This is a genomic window from Rhizobium phaseoli (assembly GCF_010668805.1).
Lineage (GTDB): Bacteria > Pseudomonadota > Alphaproteobacteria > Rhizobiales > Rhizobiaceae > Rhizobium > Rhizobium phaseoli_A.
This window is the reverse complement of record NZ_WUFT01000003.1, coordinates 386922-407271: the sequence shown is the minus strand read 5'-3', so window position 1 is coordinate 407271 and position 20350 is coordinate 386922. Positions and strand designations below refer to the sequence as shown.

The following is a 20350-nucleotide window of genomic DNA, read 5'->3' as shown; positions in this document are numbered from 1 at the left end:
TTCCTCAGGCGGCCAGCATCGGATCGAGCTTGCCGGCCCGATCGAGCGCAAAGAGATCGTCGCAACCGCCGACATGGTCGGCGCCGATGAAAATCTGCGGGAAAGTGGTACGTCCGTTCGACTTGCCGATCATTTCCTGGCGAAGGTCCGGTGAATATGTCGCATCGTGCTCGACATAGTCGACACCCTTTTCTTCGAGAAGGGATTTGGCTCGGGTGCAAAAACCGCAGAACTGCCGCGTATAGATGGTGACGGGTATCATAATCTCTCCAGACCGATGCCGGGTATTTCTGTCATATAGGCTCGGACAATGCCCTTGCAAAGGTCAAAACCGTTATCTCGGCCGCGCCCGCCTTGCGTAGCGTCCGGCTTGCTGCAGCCACCGTCGCCCCTGTTGTATAGACGTCGTCGACAAGGACGATGCGCTTGCCGAAAATGTCGTTTTCGCAACCCTTGGCAATCGCGAAAGCGCCCCTGACATTGTCTTCGCGCGCCTTCGCGCCAAGGCCGACCTGCTGGCTGGTCCGCTTGACGCGCACCAGCGTGGCGGCAAGAAGCGGCTTACCCGAGAGCCTTGCCATATGGCGGGCAAGTTCGGCTGCCTGGTTGAATTTGCGCGTCAGCATACGGGTGCGGTGCAGCGGCACCGGGATCAGCGCATCGCAGCTTTCGACTGTCCCGTCGGAAGCCCGCAGCATCCAGGCAGCCATCATCGGCGCCAGATCGGTGCGGTCGCGATATTTCAGCCCATGCACGAGATCGCGGACCGCATGGTCGTGGGTCGCAGCCGAGCGCAGCCGGTCAAAGGGCGGCGGGTGGGCAATCGCCTCGGCGCTGAGGATGCCGGTGCCGAGATCGTGCGAGAAGGGAATGCCGAGCACCTCGCAATAGGGCCGTTCGATGAAGCGGATGCCGGACCAGCACTTCGCACACAGCCCGCGATGGCCGCCGGTCGAAATACCGCAGACGGAACAGGCCGGGGGATAGAGAAAATCGGCAAGCACGGAAAACGGCCGCAAGAGCTGCGCCCGCAAGAACTCCGTCCGTGTTTTGCCATCGATCGGCTCCATGCGGATGAGACTAAAGCATGTCGCGCAAAGTGTGCAGCGGTTTTCCCAGGCAAAGCGCAAAGCGCTTTTGCCGGGCAAAGCGCGAAAAGCTTTTGCCGCAACGACATGCGTAAAAACAAAGAGGTAAAGCGCAAGGAGCAAATCCGAAAGATCGCGACGCGCTTTGGCGTTCTTCCCGAAAGGAAAATCGTCTTGCTGCGTCATCGGCACAGGATTAAGGACATCGTCATGGAATCGATCTTCGACAGAGCCCTGATCGCCGCACATCGCCATCGCGCGCTCGCCAATAACGACCCGAAAGCCGCCTTCCTGCTCGACATTGCCGCTGAGGAAATGGCGGAAAGGCTTGCTGTTGTCGAGCGGACCTTCGAGACCGCCGTCGAACTGCATGGCTCGACTGGTGCCGCCGCCCGTGCCGCGCTGGCGACCGGCAAGATCGGCACGATGATCCGCGTCGAGAGCGAGAAGGCCTATGCGAGCCCAGGCGAAACCTTGATCGAGGCGCCGCTTGAGGACGTGCCGCTCCAGCCGCAATCGGCCAATCTCATCCTTGCTCCGCTCAGCCTGCATCTGACCAACGATACGCCGGGCGTCTTCATCCAGATCCGCCGCGCTCTGAAGCCCGACGGCCTGTTCCTGGCGGCTATCCCCGGCGCCGGAACGCTGCAGGAACTGCGCGAGGTGCTGCTGGCCGCCGAGGTCGAGATGACAGGCGGCGCAAGCCCGCGTGTCATCCCCTTCGCCGATGTGCGCGATGTCGGCAGCCTGTTGCAGCGCGCCGGCTTCACGCTGCCGGTGATCGACGCGGAAAACTACACGGTCCGATATGATTCGCTATTTCCGCTGATGCGGGATCTGAAAGCGATGGGCATGAGCAATCCGCTTGCTGCCCGCGGCCGAGTGCCGCTGACGCGCGCCTTCTTCCTGCGTGCCGCCGAGATCTATGCCGAGCGCTATTCCGATCCCGACGGGCGTATCCGCGCGACCTTTTCGATCATCTATGTCTCGGGATGGGCGCCGCACGAAAGCCAGCAAAAGCCGCTAAGGCCGGGTTCGGCCAAGGCACGCCTTGCCGATGCGCTGAAAGTGGACGAGCACAAGCTCAGCCAGTAAGAGCCGGTTGCTTCTTCAATTCGCGGGCATACCGTTGTTGATCACGTTGAAGACATTCTGAAGGGCGCCGGTGAAGAACCCGAGACCCGAAACGAGCGCGCCGCAAATGATCGCGGCGATCAGACCGTACTCGATGGCCGTCGCACCTCTGTTATCTGCAAGAAATGCTTTCAAAAGACGCATGACCCCAACCCCTGGCGCGAACTGACTGCAAAACGACCATTCCACGACCATCGGGCGATGGTCGGCATTTTTCAGCAACCGGCGCCGACGCCATAGCCCTGGACGACGCAGACCGAACCGGGCGTATCCTGCAGGACGCTGCGGCGAATCGTATAACGCTTGCCGCTTTCGCTCTTCGGGATCGATCCGGTTGTCATCGTGTCGAATTCAACCGGTGCGCTGGCAAAGACGCTCTTCTTAGAGGAATCCGCAAGCATCGGCGTCAGGATAAGCGTCAGGGCGACCACCGCCGTGCCGAACAGAAGAGCGATATTGAGCGCACCCGTCCTGCGCGAGGCAGACGAAACCCGTTCCTTTTCCCGGACAGCTTTCCAGAAATCATCGTCCATGACGTCAAGCCTTTTAATACACGCACGCCAGATGCTTGATTGAGGCCGATCTTTGGCAGAAGGTGTTAAACGATCCATTAATATCCACAGCCGAAAATGGCTCGACGCGATAATAATCAGGTAACGCTAATACATATTATCGGGAAATTGGCAGCGGTTCCGGGGATACATCATGCAAAAGACAAAGACTAAAGCGCGTCATCCGAATCCGGATCGGCGTGATGCGCTTCAAAGTAAATCCTGCAGCATCGGGATGAGCGGCTCGTCGGCCGGCGGCATCGGGTAATCGCGCAGCGCCTGCGGACGCACCCATTTCAGCGCTTGGCCCTCGCGGCCCTGGGGAATACCCTCATAGCGCCGGCAGATATAAAGCGGCATCAAAAGGTGGAAGGTCTCGTAAGAATGGCTGGCGAAGGTCAGCGGCGCCAGGCAGGCGATCTTGGTGTTGATGCCGAGCTCCTCTTCGAGCTCCCGCACCAGCGTTTCCTCAGGCGTCTCGCCGGGCTCGACCTTGCCACCGGGAAACTCCCACAACCCGGCAAGCGACTTTCCCTCGGGGCGCTGTGCCAACAGGATACGCCCGTCGGCATCGATCAGCGCACAGGCGGCGACCAGTAATATCTTCCGGCCGGCATCGCTCATCGCGGCTCCTGCTGCCAATAGCAATAATGATAGGCGTCACGAAAACCCAGGCGTTCATAGAGCGCGATGGCCGGACGGTTGGAGAGTTTCACCTGCAGCCACGCCGAACGGGCGCTGCGCATGCGCGCCCAGCGCAGCGCCGAGGTCAGGATCTCGGTGCCCAGTCCCTCGCGCCGCCGCGTTTCGGAGACCGAAAGCGACATGATGCCGGCAAGGTCGTTATCCTGGACGCAGAGCACGGTCGCCAGCGGTCCGTCGGCCGCATTCTCGATCATGAACAGGCCGGACGGCGGCTTGATCGCCGAAATGATTTCGGCAAGCGCCGGCTTCAAGCTCAGTGGCGCCTGGTCGACGGCGAGGTTGGCATCGACGAACCGGCCGATATCATGGGTCGGCAGGTGATCGAGCGTATCCGGCAGCGCGGCCTCGGCCAGGTCGCAGGTCATCACCACCGTCTCGTCGAACCGCGTCCAGCTCTGCGCACGCAGAAGCTCGATCAGCACCGGCGAAGCAAGCGGCGTCTGGCGGATGACCGCGGCGCGGCCATAGGCCTCGAACTTCCGGCTCGCCTTTTCCAGGCGGATTTCGACGTCGCGATGATCCGAGGGATCGAGCGGCACGATCGAATTCAGCCGGTTGGACGGATGGCCGGCCGTCAGCCGCACCTGCCAGCTGCCGTCATATTGCACGGACGCTGCCGGCCAGGCCCGGAAGCCCACGGCCTCCAGCCTGCGCACCAGCGGCAGATTGTGAGAAGAGATGGATGCCTGCACCAAAGAACGATCAGCTCCGATAGTCGCCATTGATCGCAACATATTCCTTGGTGAGGTCGCAGGTCCAGACGGTTGCCGAACCAGTGCCGAGTCCAATGTCCACTTTGACGGGGATATCCTGCGCCTTCATGACATTCGAGGCAGCCTCCTCGGAATAATCGGGATCGCGCTCGCCATTGACGGCGACCCTGATGTCGCCGAACCAGATGGCGAGCCGGTCGCGGTCGGCCATCTCGCCCGATTTGCCGACCGCCATGACGATGCGGCCCCAATTGGCGTCTTCGCCGGCGGCCGCCGTCTTGACCAGCGGCGAATTGGCGATCGACAGTCCGATGCGCTTGGCCGCGGCATCGCTCTCGGCGCCCGTCACGGTGATTTCGAGCATCTTGGTGGCGCCCTCGCCGTCCCGCACCACCTGTAGCGAAAGATCTTTCAGCACGTCGTTGAGGGCGGCACGGAAGGCCGCAAGGCGCGGGTCGCCGGCGCTTTCGATACGGGCCTGGCCGTCCTTGGCCGCAGCACCGGTCGCAAACAGCATCAGCGTATCGGAGGTGGAGGTGTCGCTGTCGACTGTCATGGAATTGAAGGTCGGGCCGACGCCATCGGATAGAAGCACTTGCAACGCCTCGGGCGCGATGTCGGCATCGGTGACGACGAACGAAAGCATCGTCGCCATATCGGGCGCGATCATGCCGGCGCCCTTGGCAATGCCGTTGATCGTCACGACGACGCCGCCAATCTCGGCGCTGCGGGTCGAAACTTTTGGATAGGTGTCGGTCGTCATGATCGCCTTGGCGGCCTCGAACCAGAAATCGCTGGTCGCCTCGCCCTGCATCCGCTCCAGAACGCCCGAGAATTTGGTGGCGTCGAGCGGCTCGCCGATGACGCCGGTCGAGGCCAGATAGACTTCGTTTTCAGCGCAGCCGACCGCAGCGGCAGCCGACTTCGCCGTCAGTGCGGTCGCTTGCCGACCCTTCAGGCCGGTGAAGGCATTGGCATTGCCGGAATTGACGACGACGGCGCGGGCGCTGCCATGCGGCAGATTGGCCCGGCAGAAATCGACCGGCGCCGACGGGCACTTCGAACGGGTGAAGACGCCCGCAACGGTCGCCGGCGTGTCGAAGACCATCATCAGCACGTCGGTGCGGTTCTTGTACTTGATGCCGGCGGAAGCCGTCGCCATGCGCACGCCGCGCAGCGGCGGCATCGAGACGAAGGATTTCGGAGCGAGCGGAGAGACGGAACCGGACATGATGAAACCTGCCAATGGGCATTTCCAGGCGAAATGGAAACCGGTTCGCCGTCCGGAAATGCAACAACAACAACGATATTACAGCGCCGTGCGTCTTTTCAGACGCGCAAAGGACGCTGTAACACTTTAAAATTGCTGCATAATTTTGCCCTTAAATCGATTCCGATTTAAGGAATTATGCAGTAAAGGGCCCGGAAAAACCGGGCCCTGATGCGGATATTACTGCTTCGGCGCCGGCGCGACAGGCTCGCTGCCCGGCTCAGGCTGCTTGTTGGCCTGATCGTAACCCTTGCGCAGCGTCTCGTCGGTGATTTCGATCTTGGCGGAGGCCTTCGCCTTGTTCAGAAGCTCAAGATACTTGTCGCGCATGACGAGCTGACGAACCTGATCCTGCACCTGCTCGAAGGGCGGCGGTGCGGCGTCGCGCTTATCCTCGACCTTGATGACGTGATAGCCGAAATCGGTTTTGACGGGCGTCTTGGAATAGGTGCCCTTCTCCATCGCGAAGGCCGCGTCCTCGAATTCCTTGACCATGCGGCCGCGCGAGAAATAGCCGAGATCGCCGCCTTCCGATTTGTTCGGATCGGTGGACTTTTCCTTGGCGAGTTCGGCGAAATCCTTGCCGGCGTCGAGCTGCTTGATGATGTCCTTGGCTTCGTCCTCGGTCTTGACGAGGATATGACGGGCGTGGACTTCCTCCTGCTTCGGCAGGGCAGCGACTTCCTTGTCGTAGCGAGCCTTAACTTCTTCAGGCGTTACGATGTCGACGACATGCTTCTTGAAGTAGGCATTGTGCAGCTCGCGGTCGGTGAGATACTGCATGCGCTTCTTGAATTCGTCGGTCTGATCGAGCTTTTCGGCCGCAGCGTCGGCAGCGAGCAGCTTCACGTCGATGGCGGCCGAAAGGGCTGCGACCTTCTTCTGGTCATCGGGAAGCTGCGCCAGCTGCGGGTCGAGATTGGCGACGGCGAGGTCGAGTTCCGACTGGTGAATCTCCAGCGTGCCGACCTTGGCGATGACGGCGTCATCGGCATAGGCCGGGGCCTGGAGCGCAACGAAAGTTGCAAACGCCAGTACGGCAAGTTTGTAGGTGCTCAACATGAAATACCCTTCACAGTTACATCGCCGGTTTCAGCATCGCCTGAATCGGCCCAAAATAGCCATCAACACCGGATTGTGGCCTTTCTGTATCCGCCAAATCCGTTGACATCATTCGACCCCCCTCTTATCTGTCACGCAACCTCGCGTCCAGAACAGTTTCCGGGCGTTTTAGCCGCGCGCCTGATTTTCGGCTGGGCCGCGAACAACAAACGTCGGGGATGAATATTTGAGAAAGGACCAGTCATATGGTCAGCTTTGGCGGTCTAGCCCGCAAGTTGTTTGGATCTTCCAATGACCGCCGTGTGCGGTCTTTCCAGCCGAACGTCACTGCCATCAACTCTATTGAAGAGAAGACCAAGGCCCTGACGGACGAGCAGCTCGCGGCAAAGACCGTGGAGTTTCGTGCGCTGCTTGCCGAGGGTAAGACGCTCGACGACATTCTGATCCCGGCCTTTGCCGTCGTGCGCGAAGCCTCGCGCCGCGTTCTCGGCCTGCGGCCTTTTGACGTACAGCTGGTCGGCGGCATGATCCTGCATTCCAATGCGATCGCCGAAATGAAGACCGGCGAAGGCAAGACCCTTGTCGCCACCCTGCCGGTCTATCTGAACGCGCTTTCCGGCAAGGGCGTGCACGTCGTCACCGTCAACGATTACCTCGCCCAACGCGATGCCGCGACCATGGGCCGCGTCTACAGCTTCCTCGGCATGACCACCGGCGTCATCGTCCATGGCCTCTCCGACGAGGAACGCCATGCGGCCTATGCCTGCGACATCACATACGCCACCAACAACGAACTCGGCTTCGATTATCTGCGCGATAACATGAAGTACGAGAAGAACCAGATGGTCCAGCGCGGCCACAACTTCGCGATCGTCGACGAAGTGGACTCGATCCTCGTCGACGAGGCGCGCACGCCGCTGATCATCTCCGGTCCGCTCGACGACCGCTCCGAACTCTATAATACGATCGACGCCTACATTCCGATGCTGGTGCCCAGCGATTACGAGATCGACGAGAAGCAGCGCTCGGCCAACTTCTCCGAAGAGGGTACCGAGAAGCTGGAAAACCTGCTTCGTCAGGCCGGTCTCTTGAAGGGCAACGCACTCTACGACATCGAGAACGTCGCGATCGTCCACCACGTCAACAACGCGCTGAAGGCCCACAAGCTGTTCCAGCGCGATAAGGACTATATCGTCCGCAACGACGAAGTTGTCATCATCGACGAGTTCACCGGCCGCATGATGCCGGGCCGCCGTTATTCGGAAGGTCAGCACCAGGCGCTCGAAGCCAAGGAAAGGGTGCAGATCCAGCCGGAAAACCAGACGCTGGCCTCGATCACCTTCCAGAACTATTTCCGCATGTACGCCAAGCTTGCCGGCATGACCGGTACGGCGCAGACGGAAGCGGAAGAATTCGCCAACATCTATAATCTCGATGTCATCGAGGTTCCGACCAACCTGCCGATCAAGCGCCTCGACGAAGACGACGAGGTTTACCGGACCTTCGACGAGAAGTTCAAGGCGATCATCGAGGAAATCCTCGATGCCCACAAGCGCGGCCAGCCGGTGCTGGTCGGCACCACCTCGATCGAAAAATCCGAACTGCTCGCCGAGCGCCTGCGCAATCAGGGCTTCGACGACTTCAAAGTGCTGAACGCCCGCTATCACGAGCAGGAAGCCTATATCGTCGCCCAGGCCGGCGTGCCGGGTGCCATCACGATCGCCACCAATATGGCCGGCCGCGGCACCGACATTCAGCTCGGCGGCAACCTCGACATGCGCATCGAGCGCGAACTCGGCGAAGTCGAAGCCGGTCCGGAGCGTGACGCCCGGGTCCAGGCAATCGTCGAGGAAATCAAGGAACTCAAGCAGAAGGCGCTCGCCGCAGGCGGTCTCTACGTCATCGCCACCGAACGCCATGAAAGCCGCCGCATCGACAACCAGCTGCGCGGCCGCTCCGGCCGTCAGGGCGACCCCGGCCGCTCAAAATTCTACCTCTCGCTTCAGGACGACCTGATGCGCATCTTCGGCTCCGACCGCATGGACAGCATGCTGACGAAGCTCGGCCTCAAGGAGGGCGAGGCGATCGTCCATCCGTGGATCAACAAGGCCCTGGAGCGCGCCCAGAAGAAGGTCGAAGCCCGCAACTTCGATATCCGCAAGAACCTGTTGAAGTACGACGACGTTCTCAACGATCAGCGCAAGGTGATCTTCGAGCAGCGCCTCGAACTGATGGAATCGACCAATATTTCCGAAACCGTTTCCGACATGCGCCGTGAGGTGATCGAGGATCTGGTCGAAAAGCACATTCCCGAGCGCGCTTATGCCGAACAATGGGATGCTGCCGGCCTGAAGACCGGTGCTCTGAACATCCTCAATCTCGACCTGCCAATCGAGGACTGGGTGAAAGAAGAGGGCATTGGCGAAGACGATATCCGCGAGCGCCTGACGGAAGCCACCAACGCCGCTTTCACGGAAAAGGCCGAGCGTTTCGGCGACGACATCATGCATTATGTCGAACGCTCGGTGGTCATGCAGACGCTCGATCATCTCTGGCGCGAGCACATCGTCAATCTCGACCATCTGCGTTCCGTCATCGGCTTCCGCGGCTATGCCCAGCGCGATCCGCTGCAGGAATACAAGTCGGAAGCCTTCGAGCTGTTCACCGCGCTGCTGAACAATCTGCGCGAGGCGGTGACCGCCCAGCTGATGCGCGTTGAGCTGGTGCAGCAGGCCCCTGTCGAGCCCGAACCGCCGTTGATGCAGGCTCACCACCTCGATCCGACGACCGGCGAGGACGATTTCGCCCCGGCGATCTACCAGGCATCGGAAGTCATCGTTTCGCCTGAGAACCGCAATCCCGACGACCCGGCCACCTGGGGCAAAGTCGGCCGCAACGAGACCTGCCCCTGCGGCTCCGGCAAGAAATACAAGCATTGCCACGGCGCCTTCGAGCAGGTCTGAGACAAGCCGCAAAGACTGAAATAAATGCCGCCTTCGGGCGGCATTTTCTTTTCTGCGGCAGCGTCGGAAAACCGGAATGACAGCATCGGGCAGCAAGCCCGATCCGGAACCGTTTCTTAACCCTGTTCTGTCAAGACTTCGGGACGATTTGCCTGACTTTCAGAGTTTTGCGTGTTCATCATGGCGGTCATAGAAACAGCGGAAAAGATGCTGCCCGCGGGCCTGCGCCCGATCGGCGGCCGCGCGTTGCGAATGCTTGCAGCCGTGCTCACCGAACGCGGTGAGAAGGCGGCCGCTCAGCGCATGGCGCTGACGGCCTTTGCGATCCGCATCCTCAGCGCCGCACTTGCCTTCGTCTCCCAGATCGTGCTTGCCCGGCTGATGGGCGAATATGAATACGGCATCTTCGTTTTCGTCTGGGTACTGGTCGTCGTCTTCGGCGATCTCTCATGCCTTGGTTTCCACACGGCGATCATCCGCTTCCTGCCGCAATACAGGGCAGCCGGCGCCTTCGAGGAAATCCGCGGCCTCACCGGCACGGCGCGCATATTTGCACTGCTTTCGGGCACGGTGGTGCTCGCCGCCGGCATGCTGGGGCTGCATTTCTTCGGCGATATGATCCAGGTCTATTATCTCGTCCCGATCTTCCTCGGCCTGCTCGCCATGCCGATGATCGCGCTCGGCGACATTCTGGAAGGCACCTCGCGGGCGAACCACTGGCCGGTGATGGCGCTGAGCCCGGTCTATATTATCCGCCCGATTCTCATCATCGCCTTCATGCTGATTGCCATTGCCAGCGGCGCCGAGCATACGGCCGTCACCGCGATGCAGGCAGCACTCGCCGCGACCTTCGTCACCGCGCTTGGCCAGTATGCCGCGACGCTCTATCGCCTTCGCCGGCATTACGACAAAGGCCCGCACAAGATCGATTTCCTCGCCTGGTTCAGCGTCGCCTTTCCGATTTTCCTGATCGAGGGCGTCAGCTTCCTGCTGACCAATTCCGATGTCGTCGTTGTCGGCATTTTCCTCGAGCCGCACGACGTCGCCATCTACTTTGCTGCCGCCAAGACGATGGCACTGGTGCATTTCATCAATTTCTCTGTCAAAGCGGCCTCCGGCCCGCGCTTCTCCTCGATTATCGCCGAAGGCGACCACGCCCAACTGGCGACCGCCGCCATCGACGCCGCCCGCTGGACCTTCTGGCCGGCGCTCGGTGTCGGCCTTGTGGTGCTTGCCGCCGGACATCTTCTGCTGTCGCTCTTCGGCGGCGCCTTCACCTCCGGTTATCTGGTCATGGCGATCCTGCTCGCGGGCATCCTCGCCAAGTCGTTAGTCGGCCCGGCCGAAACGCTGCTGATGATGGCCGGCAGACAGAATATCTGCGTCGCGCTCTACGCCGGCGCGCTGACGGCCAATGTCGGCCTCAACCTTGCTTTGATCCCGCATTACGGCATCGAAGGCACAGCGATCGCCACAGCCTCCGCCATGGCGGTCGAGGCAATCCTGCTGCATCTCGCCGTGCGCCGCACGCTCGGCATCGTCCTTTTCGCCTTCGCCAGCCCCTCCGCCGCAACGCCAGAAATGAGAGTTCGATAGATGGTGCGTATTCCTCCCGTTACCGAAAGCACCGACAGCGCTGCCAACCGCATGGTGCATGATCTCGCCGCGCTGCATTTCGAAGCGCCGCGGGCCGAGGCGCGCGCCGAGATCGGACGACCAGGACGCGAGCTCTGCATCTATCCGGGCAAGCTCGGCTATGAGTTGCAGGAAGAACTCGACTTTCTCTCCCACCGGGCGATGGAACCGAACGTCTTCTTCTCCGGCCGCTTTCTCGCTCCCGCCATGCCGCGGCTCGAAGACCGGCAGGTAAACTTCGCCCTGATCCGCGACCACCATGCCGGCCGCAGCCGCATGCGCTTTCTGATGCCGTTTTCGATCGACAAGCCGGGCTTTGCCGTCGGTCCGTCGATCATCCGCGGCTGGTCGAACAGCTTCGGCCCGCTTGGCACGCCGCTGGTCGACAGCGAGGATGCCGCCGAGACCCTCGACAACCTCTTCGAGGGATTGACCGCGCGCGATCTCAATCTGCCGGGTATCCTAGTGCTGCCGGATCTCAGGCTGAACGGCATCTTCGTGCGCATGGTCAAGGCCGTGGCGCTCAGCCGCAATCTCCCCGTTACCGTCACCAATCCCTACTTGCGGCCGATGCTGCAGAGCGACGAAGAGGCGCCGGCCTATCTCGGCCGCACCATCTCTTCCTCGCATATGCGCGAGATGCGCCGCCAATGGCGTCTGCTGGAGGAACAGGGGACGGCGGTTTATGCCGTCGCCCGCCAGCCGCGCGAAATCCACATCCGTTTCGAGGAATTCCTGGCGATGGAAGCCGGCGGCTGGAAGGGTAAGCGGCGAAGCGCTCTCGTCACCGATCGCTATCATACGGCCTTCGCCCGCGAGGCGGTGTCGAACCTTGCCGCTGTCGACGCCGTGCGTATTCACACGATCGACCTCAACGGAAAGGCGATCGCCGCCATCGTCGTTCTGATGATGGGCGGCGAGGCCTATACCTGGAAGACCGCTTATGACGAGAACTATGCCCGCTATTCGCCGGGCAAGCTGCTGATGAGCGAGCTCACCGAATGGCATCTCGACGACGCCAATATCGTCCGCTCCGATTCCTGCGCCGTCTCGGATCATCCGATCATGAGCCGCTTCTGGCAGGAGCGCGAGGAGATGGGAACTCTGGTGATCGGCCTGACGCAGAACGGCGACCGCGACATGCGCCAGGTCTCAGCCCAGCTTCACATGTACCGCAGCACCCGCAACATGGCGAAGATGCTGCGCGAAAAAATCATGTCGCTGGCCGGCCGGGGCTAACCTTCAATCGCCGCCTTTTCGCGCAGCAGCCGGCGGATCACCTTGCCGGTGGTCGTCAGCGGCAAGGCATCGATGAATTCCACCTCGCGCGGATATTCATGCATTGAAAGCCGCGTCTTCACCCATTCCCTGATATCGGCGGCCAGCGCCTCGCTTGGCTGATGGCCTGGCGACAGAACGATATAGGCCTTGACGATCTCGGTGCGCACAGCATCGGGTTTGCCAACGGCGGCGGCAAGCTGCACTGCGGGATGGCCGATCAGGCAATCCTCGATTTCGGCCGGGCCGATGCGATATCCAGACGAGGTGATGACGTCGTCGTCGCGGCCTTCGAAGGTAATGTAACCGTCCGCGTCCTGCCGGCCGATATCGCCGGTGAGCAGCCAGCCTTTGGCGAATTTTCGCGCCGTCGCCGCCGCATCGTCCCAATAGCCGAGGAACATCACGGGATCGGGACTGGCGATGGCGATTTGACCGGGTTCGCCGACTGGCAGCGCGTCACCCGCTTCACTGACGATCGCAACGCGATGCCCAGGCACCGCCCGTCCGATGGCGCCCGCCTTGGTGACGCCATGGGCAGCGCTCGAAGCAAGCACGAAATTGCACTCCGTCTGGCCGTAGAATTCGTTGACGGTGATGCCAAGCGTGCGCTGCGCCCATTCATAGGTCTCGCGGCCGAGCGCCTCCCCGGCCGAGCCGATGGTGCGCAGAACCAGATCGTATTTCGAGCGCGGATCGGCAACGGATCGCATCAGCCTCAATGCCGTCGGCGGAATGAAGGCGTTGCGCACCCCCATCTCGGCCATGATCCGGTAGGCCATGTCGGCATCGAATTTCTGCGCCGGCGACGAGACGACGGGAACGCCAAGCTGCAGGCTCGGCAACAGCGCATTGAGCAGCCCGCCGGCCCAGGCCCAGTCGGACGGCGTCCAGACCTTGTCGCCCGCTTTTGGAAAACCCTCATGCGCGAATTGCATCCCGGGAATATGGCCGGGCAGGACGCGGTGGCCATGCAGCGCACCCTTCGGCGGCCCGGTGGTTCCCGAGGTGAAAATCATCAACGCCGGATCGTCCGGACCGGTCTTGACGACATCGAAGACCGGAGAATGGCCATCGACCAATTCGCCGAAGGCGGCCGCATCGGCGCTCGCCCCGTCGATGCTGACGAGATGCTTCAGCATCGGCAGCCGATCGCGGATCTGCCGCATGCGCTCGAGACCGAAGCCATTGGTGACGACGGCCGCGACGCCTGCCGCCTTCAGCCGGTATTCCAACGCCTCGACGCCGAAGAGCAGCGCCAGCGGCAGCGCGATGGCGCCGGTTTTGTAGATCGCCACATGCGCGATCACCGTCTCGAAGGATTGCGGCAAGAGCAGCGCGACGCGATCGCCGCGTTTTATGCCAAGCGAAACCAGCGCATTTGCAAAGGCCGAGGAACGGTCGGCAAGCGCGCGGTAGGTCAGGGTGCGGTGATCGCCGTCCGGGCTGAAATGTTCGAGGCAGACGCGCTCCGGCGCCCGCACCGCCCAGTCGTCGCTGACGGCGCGGCCGATATTGAAGTCTTCGGGAATCCGCCACGAGAAATCGCGATAGAGATCGTCGTAGCGATCGTGGGACGGCAGTATCATAGGCGAAATCCGGTGAATGCTGCACCAGCTAACACCTTGTGCTGCAATTGCGCAAGCGGCCGGTCCGGGCGGCGATCACAGGCCTGGCTTCAAAGCCCATCACGCATTGTTGTGTGCCTGGCAGAACGGATTCTTCGCCGGCCGCCCTGCGACTTTGCCGGTTTCCGCGCTAGATCATCGAAAGTCGCCCCTGGGAACATCGAATTCAGCCACCAAATTCATCACGGAGCCGTTTCATGGAATACGCAAAATTTGGCAAGACCGGTCTGGAAGTCTCGAAAATCTGCCTGGGCTGCATGACCTTCGGCGATCCCGGCCGCGGCAATCATGCCTGGAGCCTGCGGGAAGAAGAAAGCCGGGCGATGATCAAGCAGGCGATCGACCTCGGCATCAATTTCCTCGACACCGCCAACACCTATTCCAACGGCTCCTCGGAAGAGATCGTCGGACGCGCCATAAAAGATTTCGCCAAGCGAGAGGACATCGTGCTGGCGACCAAGGTGTTCAACCGCATGCGGCCGGGTCCAAACGGCGCCGGCCTGTCGCGCAAGGCGATCTTCGATGAGATCGACAACAGCCTGCGCCGCCTCGGCACCGACTATGTCGACCTCTACCAGATTCACCGCTTCGACTACACGACGCCGATCGAGGAAACGCTGGAAGCGCTGCACGACGTCGTCAAATCGGGCAAGGCGCGTTATATCGGCGCCTCCTCCATGTATGCCTGGCAATTTGCCAAGGCACTCTACGTCTCGAGGCTGAACGGCTGGAGCGAATTCGTCAGCATGCAGGACCACCTGAACCTGCTCTACCGAGAGGAAGAGCGCGAAATGCTGCCGCTCTGCGAAGATCAGAAGATCGCCGTCATCCCCTGGAGCCCGCTTGCCCGCGGCCGGCTGACCCGCGACTGGGACGAGGCGACGGCACGCAGCGAAACCGACGAATTCGGCAAGACGCTCTACACCCAGTCGATCGATGCCGACCGCAAGATCGTCGAGGCCGTGGCCGAGATCGCCAGGGCCCGCGGCATCTCTCGCGCCCAGGTCGCAACCGCCTGGATCCTGCAGAAGCGTGCCGTGACCGCCCCGATCATCGGCGCTTCCAAACCGGGCCACCTCAGCGACGCCGCTGCCGCACTCTCGGTCAAGCTCACCACTGAAGAAATCACCACACTGGAAGCACCCTACATCCCGCACGCCGTCGCCGGCTTCAAATAGCCGCCGGCGGGTTTTCAGCCTCAGCTATCAAGGCAGATCCCCTTCCGTTTGCGCGGAGGGGAAATCGAAACCATCACCTTCCTGAAATTATATCCGACTGCTGGGATCGAGCTGCCGGCGCATCGTCACCAGAAACTGCTCGGCAAGCGCCCGGTCCTCGACGGCGCGGGCCAGAATGACGGCGCCCATCATCGATGAGAGCGTCGTCGCGGCATTGGCACGGCGTTCTTCTTCGCTCTCGCCGGGAACGATATCGGCGAGTGTGTCGACCAGCACCGACAGCCCGTCGCTGAAGACGGCGCGGACAGCACCGCGGCTGCGGCTCACCTCCTGGATCAGTGTCGCGAAGACGCAGCTGCCGCCTGGATCGTCGACCGTGCGCCAGTGGATATAATGGTCGAGAAGCGATTCCAGCGGCCGATCCGGAGAACCGGCGATATGCTCCTTCCAGCGCGTTTCGACCTTGTCGATCAGCTTACGGCTGACCTCCAGCGCCAGGTCGTCCTTCGAAGCGAAATGACCGTAGAAACCGCCATGCGTCAGCCCCGCCGCCTTCATGATGTCGGCGACGCCAACACCGTCGAAACCGTTCTCGCGGAAGAGCACGCCGGCAACGCCCAGGATTTTCTCTCGGTTTTCGGCAAACTTCTCGCGGCTCACCCGCATTTTTCATCTCCAGAAATAGTCGCTTGACAAAATATATGACGTCCATCATCAATAGGCAACAAATATGATGGCCATCATGTAAATCGATCTTGCATTTTCCCGAAGCTGAATTTCGAACGGAATCTCGCCCATGGTTTCCACAGCCCTCGCCTCCACCCTTGCCCGGCGTAACATCCACTACGGCTGGGTCGTCGCTGCCGCAACCTTCCTCACCATGCTGGTCACCGCAGGCGCCATGGGCGCACCTGGCGTTCTCATCAAGCCGCTGCAGGACGAGTTTGGCTGGGAGACCTCGCAGATTTCCTCAGCCCTTGCCATCCGCCTGATCCTTTTCGGCTTCATGGGCCCGTTCGCCGCCGCCTTCATGAATTATTTCGGCGTGCGCAAGGTCATCGTTTTCGCCTTGGCCCTGATCGGCGCCGGCTTTATCGGTTCGCTGTTCATGACGACCCTTTGGCAGTTGCTGCTGCTCTGGGGCATTGTCGTCGGCTTCGGCACCGGTCTAACGGCCATGGTGCTCGCCGCCACGATCTCGACCCGCTGGTTCACCAAGCATCGCGGCCTCGTCGTCGGCATGCTTTCGGCCAGCTCGGCCACCGGCCAGCTCGTCTTTCTGCCGCTGATGGCGGAGCTGACCCAACGCTACGGCTGGCGCTCGACGGTGTTTTTCGTCTGCGCCATGATCATGGTCGCAGCTCTTGCCGTGCTTGCCTTCATGCGTGACCGGCCGGCCGACCTCAACTTGCCCGCCCTCGGAGAAACCCAGGTCACGCCGCCGCCGCCCAGCACCTCTCTCGGCGTCGCGCTGATGACGCCGATCACCGTGCTCAGGGAAATCTCCAAGACGTCGACTTTCTGGATCCTGTTTGCCACCTTTTTCATCTGCGGCCTCAGCACCAATGGCCTGATCCAGACCCATTTCGTCACCCTCTGCGGCGATTTCGGCATCGTGCCGGTGGCCGCCGCCAGTGTGCTCGCCGTCATGGGCATCTTCGATTTCTTCGGCACCATCGGCTCCGGCTGGCTGTCCGACCGCTTCGACAATCGCTGGCTGCTGTTCTTTTATTACGGCTTCCGCGGCCTGTCGCTGCTCTACCTGCCGTTCAGCGATTTCAGCTTTTACGGCCTTTCCATCTTCGCCGTCTTCTACGGCCTCGACTGGATTGCCACCGTGCCGCCGACCGTCAAGATCGCCGCCGACCGCTTCGGCCGTGAAAAGGCCGGCCTCGTCTTCGGCTGGGTCTTTGCCGGCCATCAGCTGGGAGCCGCCACCGCCGCCTATGGCGCCGGCCTCTCGCGCACGGAGCTTTCGAGCTACCTGCCCGCCTTCTTCATCGCCGGCGCCTTCTGCCTGTTGGCGTCGATCCTGGCGATCACGCTGAAGAAGTCCGGCCTGACCGCTCCGGCAACTGCGGCCGCTCATTAATATCAAAAGCCTCCGGCCTCGAAACGAGGCCGGATCTCTCTACCGGATCAGTTGGATAACTTCACTTGCCCGTCTTGCGCGTCCGGGCGCTCACATGTTAGACAGCCGCCCGGTCGTATCCGTTGCCCCATTGGCGGAATTGGTAGACGCGCTCGACTCAAAATCGAGTTTCGAAAGAAGTGCTGGTTCGACTCCGGCATGGGGCACCAGCCTACGCTCTGTGAGCTTCGGCTGTCGCGCCGCAGTTCCGTCAGGAACGAAGGCGGACTGGTTCGATAGTTTATCCCGAATACGATTGTGTCGTACCTCCGCATCAATAAACTGACGCGGGAGCACGCAACGAATTCGCATCCAAGTGAAACTACTTGTTCTTCAACAGCCACATCTTGCCGGCCATTGTGATGCCGTAGACGTCTTTCGAGACATCGTCATCGAGGTGGCGCCGCTCGAGAAAACCAGGCTCCTTCAACTCACCCAGCGTCTTGGCGGTGACCGATTTGATTTTCTGCGGGCGCTCTTTCCAACGGTCGGTCTTTGCGTAGGTCACCGTCGCGTTCTGATGCGTCCATTTATTGGCTGGCTGAGGGTAAAGGTCTCCATCCCTGGCGAGTTTCAGTGCGGCAATCTGGGACGGCGTAAGCTCAATCATACTAAAAGATCCTGTGCAGGTGTTGTTTGCGCTGGGAATGCGCTTGTACCAAAGGCGTGCTCATAACACCGACGGACGAGTTTCACCACTGCATTGAGATATTCGGGCCACGAAAGGCGGAAACCCGGCTCATTGGAACCGGGTTTTGCCGTCGTCGGGTATTTCTGGTCAATCGCAACGCCGGACCGTCTTGGTGACTTCACCTTCGTCGGTCTGGCGGGTGACGCTTCTGGTTTCGCAGCCATTGTCGCGATAGCGGCGGTGCTCACGTTCGCGCACCGCACCGAAAGTGACGCCACGTTCGCTGATGGTGATGCCGGGTCTTACCCGCTCATGACGATAGCCGTCGTCATAGGAGCGTTCCCTGACATAAACGCTGTCGGCGAGAACAGGCGCTGCAAACGAACAGGCGGCAAGGGCCGCCACAGTACAGTTAAGGATGATCTTCCGCATGTCGTTTCTCCTTTCTGGATGAAAGAGCAACGAGACAAGCGACAAGTGGTTCCAACATCTTTGGAGGCCCGACCCTGCGCCAGACGAGTTCTACGCCTCACGGCCAAGACCGAAAACAAGGGCAGCGCCACCCAAATCAACTGTTTAATTTCGCATGCACATCGTACAGAGTGGCCGCCGCTATTACAGAAAGGGGCTGACGTGCATCAGGAAGTAGGGCTCATCGCGACGGTCGCCGTCAGTTTCGTTTTCGCGGCGATCCTGGGTTATGCCGCTGACCGGCTGCGGCTGCCGCCGCTCGTCGGCTACTTGATGGCCGGCATCCTGATGGGGCCGTTCACGCCGGGATTCGTTGCCGATTCCGCCCTTGCCGGTCAGCTCGCCGAAATGGGCGTCATCCTGCTGATGTTCGGCGTCGGCCTGCATTTTTCCACCTCCGACCTGCTGGCCGTGCGCGGGATCGCCGTGCCGGGCGCGATCGGGCGCATCATCCTCGCCACCCTGTTGGGCATCGGCCTCTGCAAACTCTGGGGCTGGAGCCTCGGCGCCGGCATCGTCTTGGGTCTCAGCCTGTCGGTTGCAAGCACCGTCGTTCTGCTGAAGGCGCTGGAGGAGCGCAATCTCGTCAACGCGCCAAGCGGGCGCGTCGCCGTCGGCTGGCTGATCGTCGAGGATCTGGTGATGGTGCTGGCGCTGGTGCTGCTGCCGGCCCTCGCCGAACTCCTGGGTGGCAACGCCGCCGCGACGACCAATCACGGCCTCGGCGAGCTTTCCCTGGCGCTGACGATCGGCCTGACGCTCTTGAAGGTGGCGGGGTTTGCCGCCATGGCGATCTTCCTCGGCCCGCGCATCGTGCCGTGGCTGCTGACGATGATCGCCCGCACCGGCTCGCGCGAACTCTTCACGCTGACAGTGCTGGCGATCGCGCTCGGCATCGCCTTCGGCTCCGCGGCAATCTTCGGGGTCTCCTTCGCGCTCGGCGCCTTTTTTGCCGGCGTGGTCATGAGCGAATCCCAGCTCAGCCACAGGGCCGCAGCCGACTCGCTGCCGTTGCAGAATGCCTTTTCCGTGCTGTTCTTCGTCTCCGTCGGCATGCTCTTCGACCCATCGATCCTGGTGCGCCAGCCGCTGGCGGTGATCGGCGCGCTGGCACTCGTCATCCTCGGCAAGGGCATCATCACCTTCACGATCGTCATGCTGCTGCGCTATCCGATCGGCCTGGGGCTGACCTTGGCCGGCGGCCTTGCCCAGATCGGCGAATTCTCCTTCATCCTTGCCGGCCTCGGCGTCTCCCTTGGGCTGCTGCCGCATGAGGGCCAGGATCTGATCCTTGCCGCCGCAATCCTGTCGATCACGCTCAATCCGATCGTGATCTTCGCGACCGACGGACTGAGGAAATACATCCATTCGAAATGGCCCTCCCTTTGGGAAAGCTACGGCAGGAAGAGGCAGAAGGCGCTCAGCAAGGAACTGGAAAAGATCAGGGCGCTCGGCGAGGAGCGCGAACGCCAGCATCAATTGAAGATGCAGCAGCTGATCGAGACTTTTCCTTTGTTCTCCGAGGTCGACGAAGACGCGCAGGAAGAACTGCTGCTGCTCTTCAAGGCGAAATCCGCGCCGCCCGGCGAGCGCGTCATCCGCCGCGGGGATCGCGGCGACGGCATGTATTTTATCTCGTCGGGAGCGGCGGAAGTCCGCCTCGCCAGCGGCGCGGTCCGCCTGGAACCCGGTGCCTTTTTCGGCGAAATGGCGCTTCTGACCGGCGGACGGCGCACCGCCGACGTCATCGCCGTCGACTTCTGCCAGTTCGAGGTGCTCGAGCGGCGCGACTTCAACATGTTCATGGCGCGTCATCCCAATCTGCGCGCCGCCGTCAGCGAAATGGCGCAGAAGCGCACGGAGATGAACGACCTGCATCAGCAATGGGAAAAATCGATGGATCTCTCCTGAC

19 protein-coding genes and 1 tRNA gene are annotated in these 20350 nt (G+C 61.4%); 8 read left to right on the top strand and 12 right to left on the bottom strand.

Annotation, left to right across the window (positions count from 1 at the left end; genetic code table 11):
- Positions 1 to 4: 4 nt before the first annotated feature.
- On the bottom strand, positions 5 to 262 hold the full coding sequence (gene grxC / locus GR197_RS07090) for a glutaredoxin 3 (RefSeq protein ID WP_164007947.1): 258 nt from the start codon (positions 260 to 262) through the stop codon (positions 5 to 7).
- A 31-nt stretch (positions 263 to 293) separates the two neighbouring features.
- Positions 294 to 1070, bottom strand: a complete 777-nt coding sequence (locus GR197_RS07085; RefSeq protein WP_164007945.1) for a ComF family protein — start codon at positions 1068 to 1070, stop codon at positions 294 to 296.
- 228 nt (positions 1071 to 1298) lie between these two features.
- Here GR197_RS07085 and GR197_RS07080 point away from each other — a divergent pair, with 228 nt between their 5' ends.
- Positions 1299 to 2183 carry a methyltransferase domain-containing protein gene (locus GR197_RS07080; RefSeq protein ID WP_164007943.1) on the top strand — a complete coding sequence of 295 codons (885 nt, stop codon included), beginning with the start codon at positions 1299 to 1301 and terminating at the stop codon, positions 2181 to 2183.
- A gap of 15 nt (positions 2184 to 2198) precedes the next feature.
- Here the strand turns inward: GR197_RS07080 and GR197_RS07075 are convergent, their stop codons facing one another.
- The 6 genes from GR197_RS07075 to GR197_RS07050 all read right to left on the bottom strand — a co-directional run bounded on the left by GR197_RS07075 (position 2199) and on the right by GR197_RS07050 (position 6523).
- A complete protein-coding gene (locus GR197_RS07075) occupies positions 2199 to 2366 on the bottom strand; it encodes a Flp family type IVb pilin (protein ID WP_007632762.1) in 168 nt (55 codons plus the stop codon).
- Between the two features lie 71 nt (positions 2367 to 2437).
- The gene (locus GR197_RS07070) at positions 2438 to 2755 is read right to left on the bottom strand and encodes a hypothetical protein (protein WP_007632761.1); all 318 of its coding nucleotides are present in this window, start codon (positions 2753 to 2755) and stop codon (positions 2438 to 2440) included.
- Positions 2756 to 2983: 228 nt separating this feature from the next.
- The gene (gene mutT / locus GR197_RS07065; protein WP_097610166.1) at positions 2984 to 3397 is read right to left on the bottom strand and encodes an 8-oxo-dGTP diphosphatase MutT; all 414 of its coding nucleotides are present in this window, start codon (positions 3395 to 3397) and stop codon (positions 2984 to 2986) included.
- Entirely contained in the window at positions 3394 to 4200 is an 807-nt protein-coding gene (locus GR197_RS07060; protein WP_164007941.1) for a GNAT family N-acetyltransferase, read from the bottom strand. Before GR197_RS07060 ends, mutT begins: the two co-directional genes overlap by 4 nt.
- A complete protein-coding gene (gene argJ / locus GR197_RS07055) occupies positions 4181 to 5422 on the bottom strand; it encodes a bifunctional glutamate N-acetyltransferase/amino-acid acetyltransferase ArgJ (RefSeq protein ID WP_164007991.1) in 1242 nt (413 codons plus the stop codon). Before argJ ends, GR197_RS07060 begins: the two co-directional genes overlap by 20 nt.
- A 219-nt stretch (positions 5423 to 5641) precedes the next feature.
- Complete coding sequence (locus GR197_RS07050; RefSeq protein ID WP_164007940.1) at positions 5642 to 6523, bottom strand: peptidylprolyl isomerase; 882 nt, start codon at positions 6521 to 6523, stop codon at positions 5642 to 5644.
- Between the two features lie 245 nt (positions 6524 to 6768).
- Here GR197_RS07050 and secA point away from each other — a divergent pair, with 245 nt between their 5' ends.
- From secA to GR197_RS07035, 3 genes are all read left to right on the top strand, one after another.
- The gene (gene secA, locus GR197_RS07045; RefSeq protein WP_164007937.1) at positions 6769 to 9486 is read left to right on the top strand and encodes a preprotein translocase subunit SecA; all 2718 of its coding nucleotides are present in this window, start codon (positions 6769 to 6771) and stop codon (positions 9484 to 9486) included.
- Between the two features lie 180 nt (positions 9487 to 9666).
- Complete coding sequence (locus tag GR197_RS07040; protein WP_164007935.1) at positions 9667 to 11082, top strand: lipopolysaccharide biosynthesis protein; 1416 nt, start codon at positions 9667 to 9669, stop codon at positions 11080 to 11082.
- The gene (locus GR197_RS07035; protein ID WP_164007933.1) at positions 11083 to 12360 is read left to right on the top strand and encodes a GNAT family N-acetyltransferase; all 1278 of its coding nucleotides are present in this window, start codon (positions 11083 to 11085) and stop codon (positions 12358 to 12360) included.
- On the opposite strand, the gene GR197_RS07030 is transcribed toward GR197_RS07035, so the two are convergent.
- Positions 12357 to 13988: an AMP-binding protein gene (locus GR197_RS07030; RefSeq protein WP_164007931.1), complete on the bottom strand. Its 1632-nt coding sequence runs from the start codon at positions 13986 to 13988 to the stop codon at positions 12357 to 12359. The two genes, GR197_RS07035 and GR197_RS07030, sit on opposite strands and share 4 nt — an antisense overlap.
- A 236-nt stretch (positions 13989 to 14224) precedes the next feature.
- Between GR197_RS07030 and GR197_RS07025 the strand changes: the two genes are divergently transcribed.
- Positions 14225 to 15205, top strand: coding sequence for an aldo/keto reductase (locus tag GR197_RS07025; protein ID WP_164007930.1), 981 nt, complete (start codon positions 14225 to 14227; stop codon positions 15203 to 15205).
- 87 nt (positions 15206 to 15292) lie between these two features.
- Here GR197_RS07025 and GR197_RS07020 read toward each other — a convergent pair whose 3' ends face one another.
- Positions 15293 to 15871 (bottom strand): TetR/AcrR family transcriptional regulator, encoded by a 579-nt coding sequence (locus tag GR197_RS07020; protein WP_164007928.1) that lies wholly within the window; start codon positions 15869 to 15871, stop codon positions 15293 to 15295.
- A gap of 130 nt (positions 15872 to 16001) precedes the next feature.
- On the opposite strand from GR197_RS07020, the gene GR197_RS07015 reads away from it, so the two are divergent.
- Positions 16002 to 17297 (top strand): MFS transporter, encoded by a 1296-nt coding sequence (locus GR197_RS07015; protein ID WP_164007926.1) that lies wholly within the window; start codon positions 16002 to 16004, stop codon positions 17295 to 17297.
- 124 nt (positions 17298 to 17421) lie between these two features.
- Positions 17422 to 17506: transfer RNA gene (locus GR197_RS07010), tRNA-Leu, on the top strand.
- A gap of 152 nt (positions 17507 to 17658) precedes the next feature.
- Here GR197_RS07010 and GR197_RS07005 read toward each other — a convergent pair.
- Complete coding sequence (locus tag GR197_RS07005) at positions 17659 to 17946, bottom strand: hypothetical protein (RefSeq protein WP_097622071.1); 288 nt, start codon at positions 17944 to 17946, stop codon at positions 17659 to 17661.
- 168 nt (positions 17947 to 18114) lie between these two features.
- On the bottom strand, positions 18115 to 18399 hold the full coding sequence (locus GR197_RS07000; RefSeq protein ID WP_164007923.1) for a hypothetical protein: 285 nt from the start codon (positions 18397 to 18399) through the stop codon (positions 18115 to 18117).
- A 201-nt stretch (positions 18400 to 18600) separates the two neighbouring features.
- Here GR197_RS07000 and GR197_RS06995 point away from each other — a divergent pair, with 201 nt between their 5' ends.
- Entirely contained in the window at positions 18601 to 20349 is a 1749-nt protein-coding gene (locus tag GR197_RS06995) for a cation:proton antiporter (protein WP_164007921.1), read from the top strand.
- Position 20350: the final 1 nt, after the last annotated feature.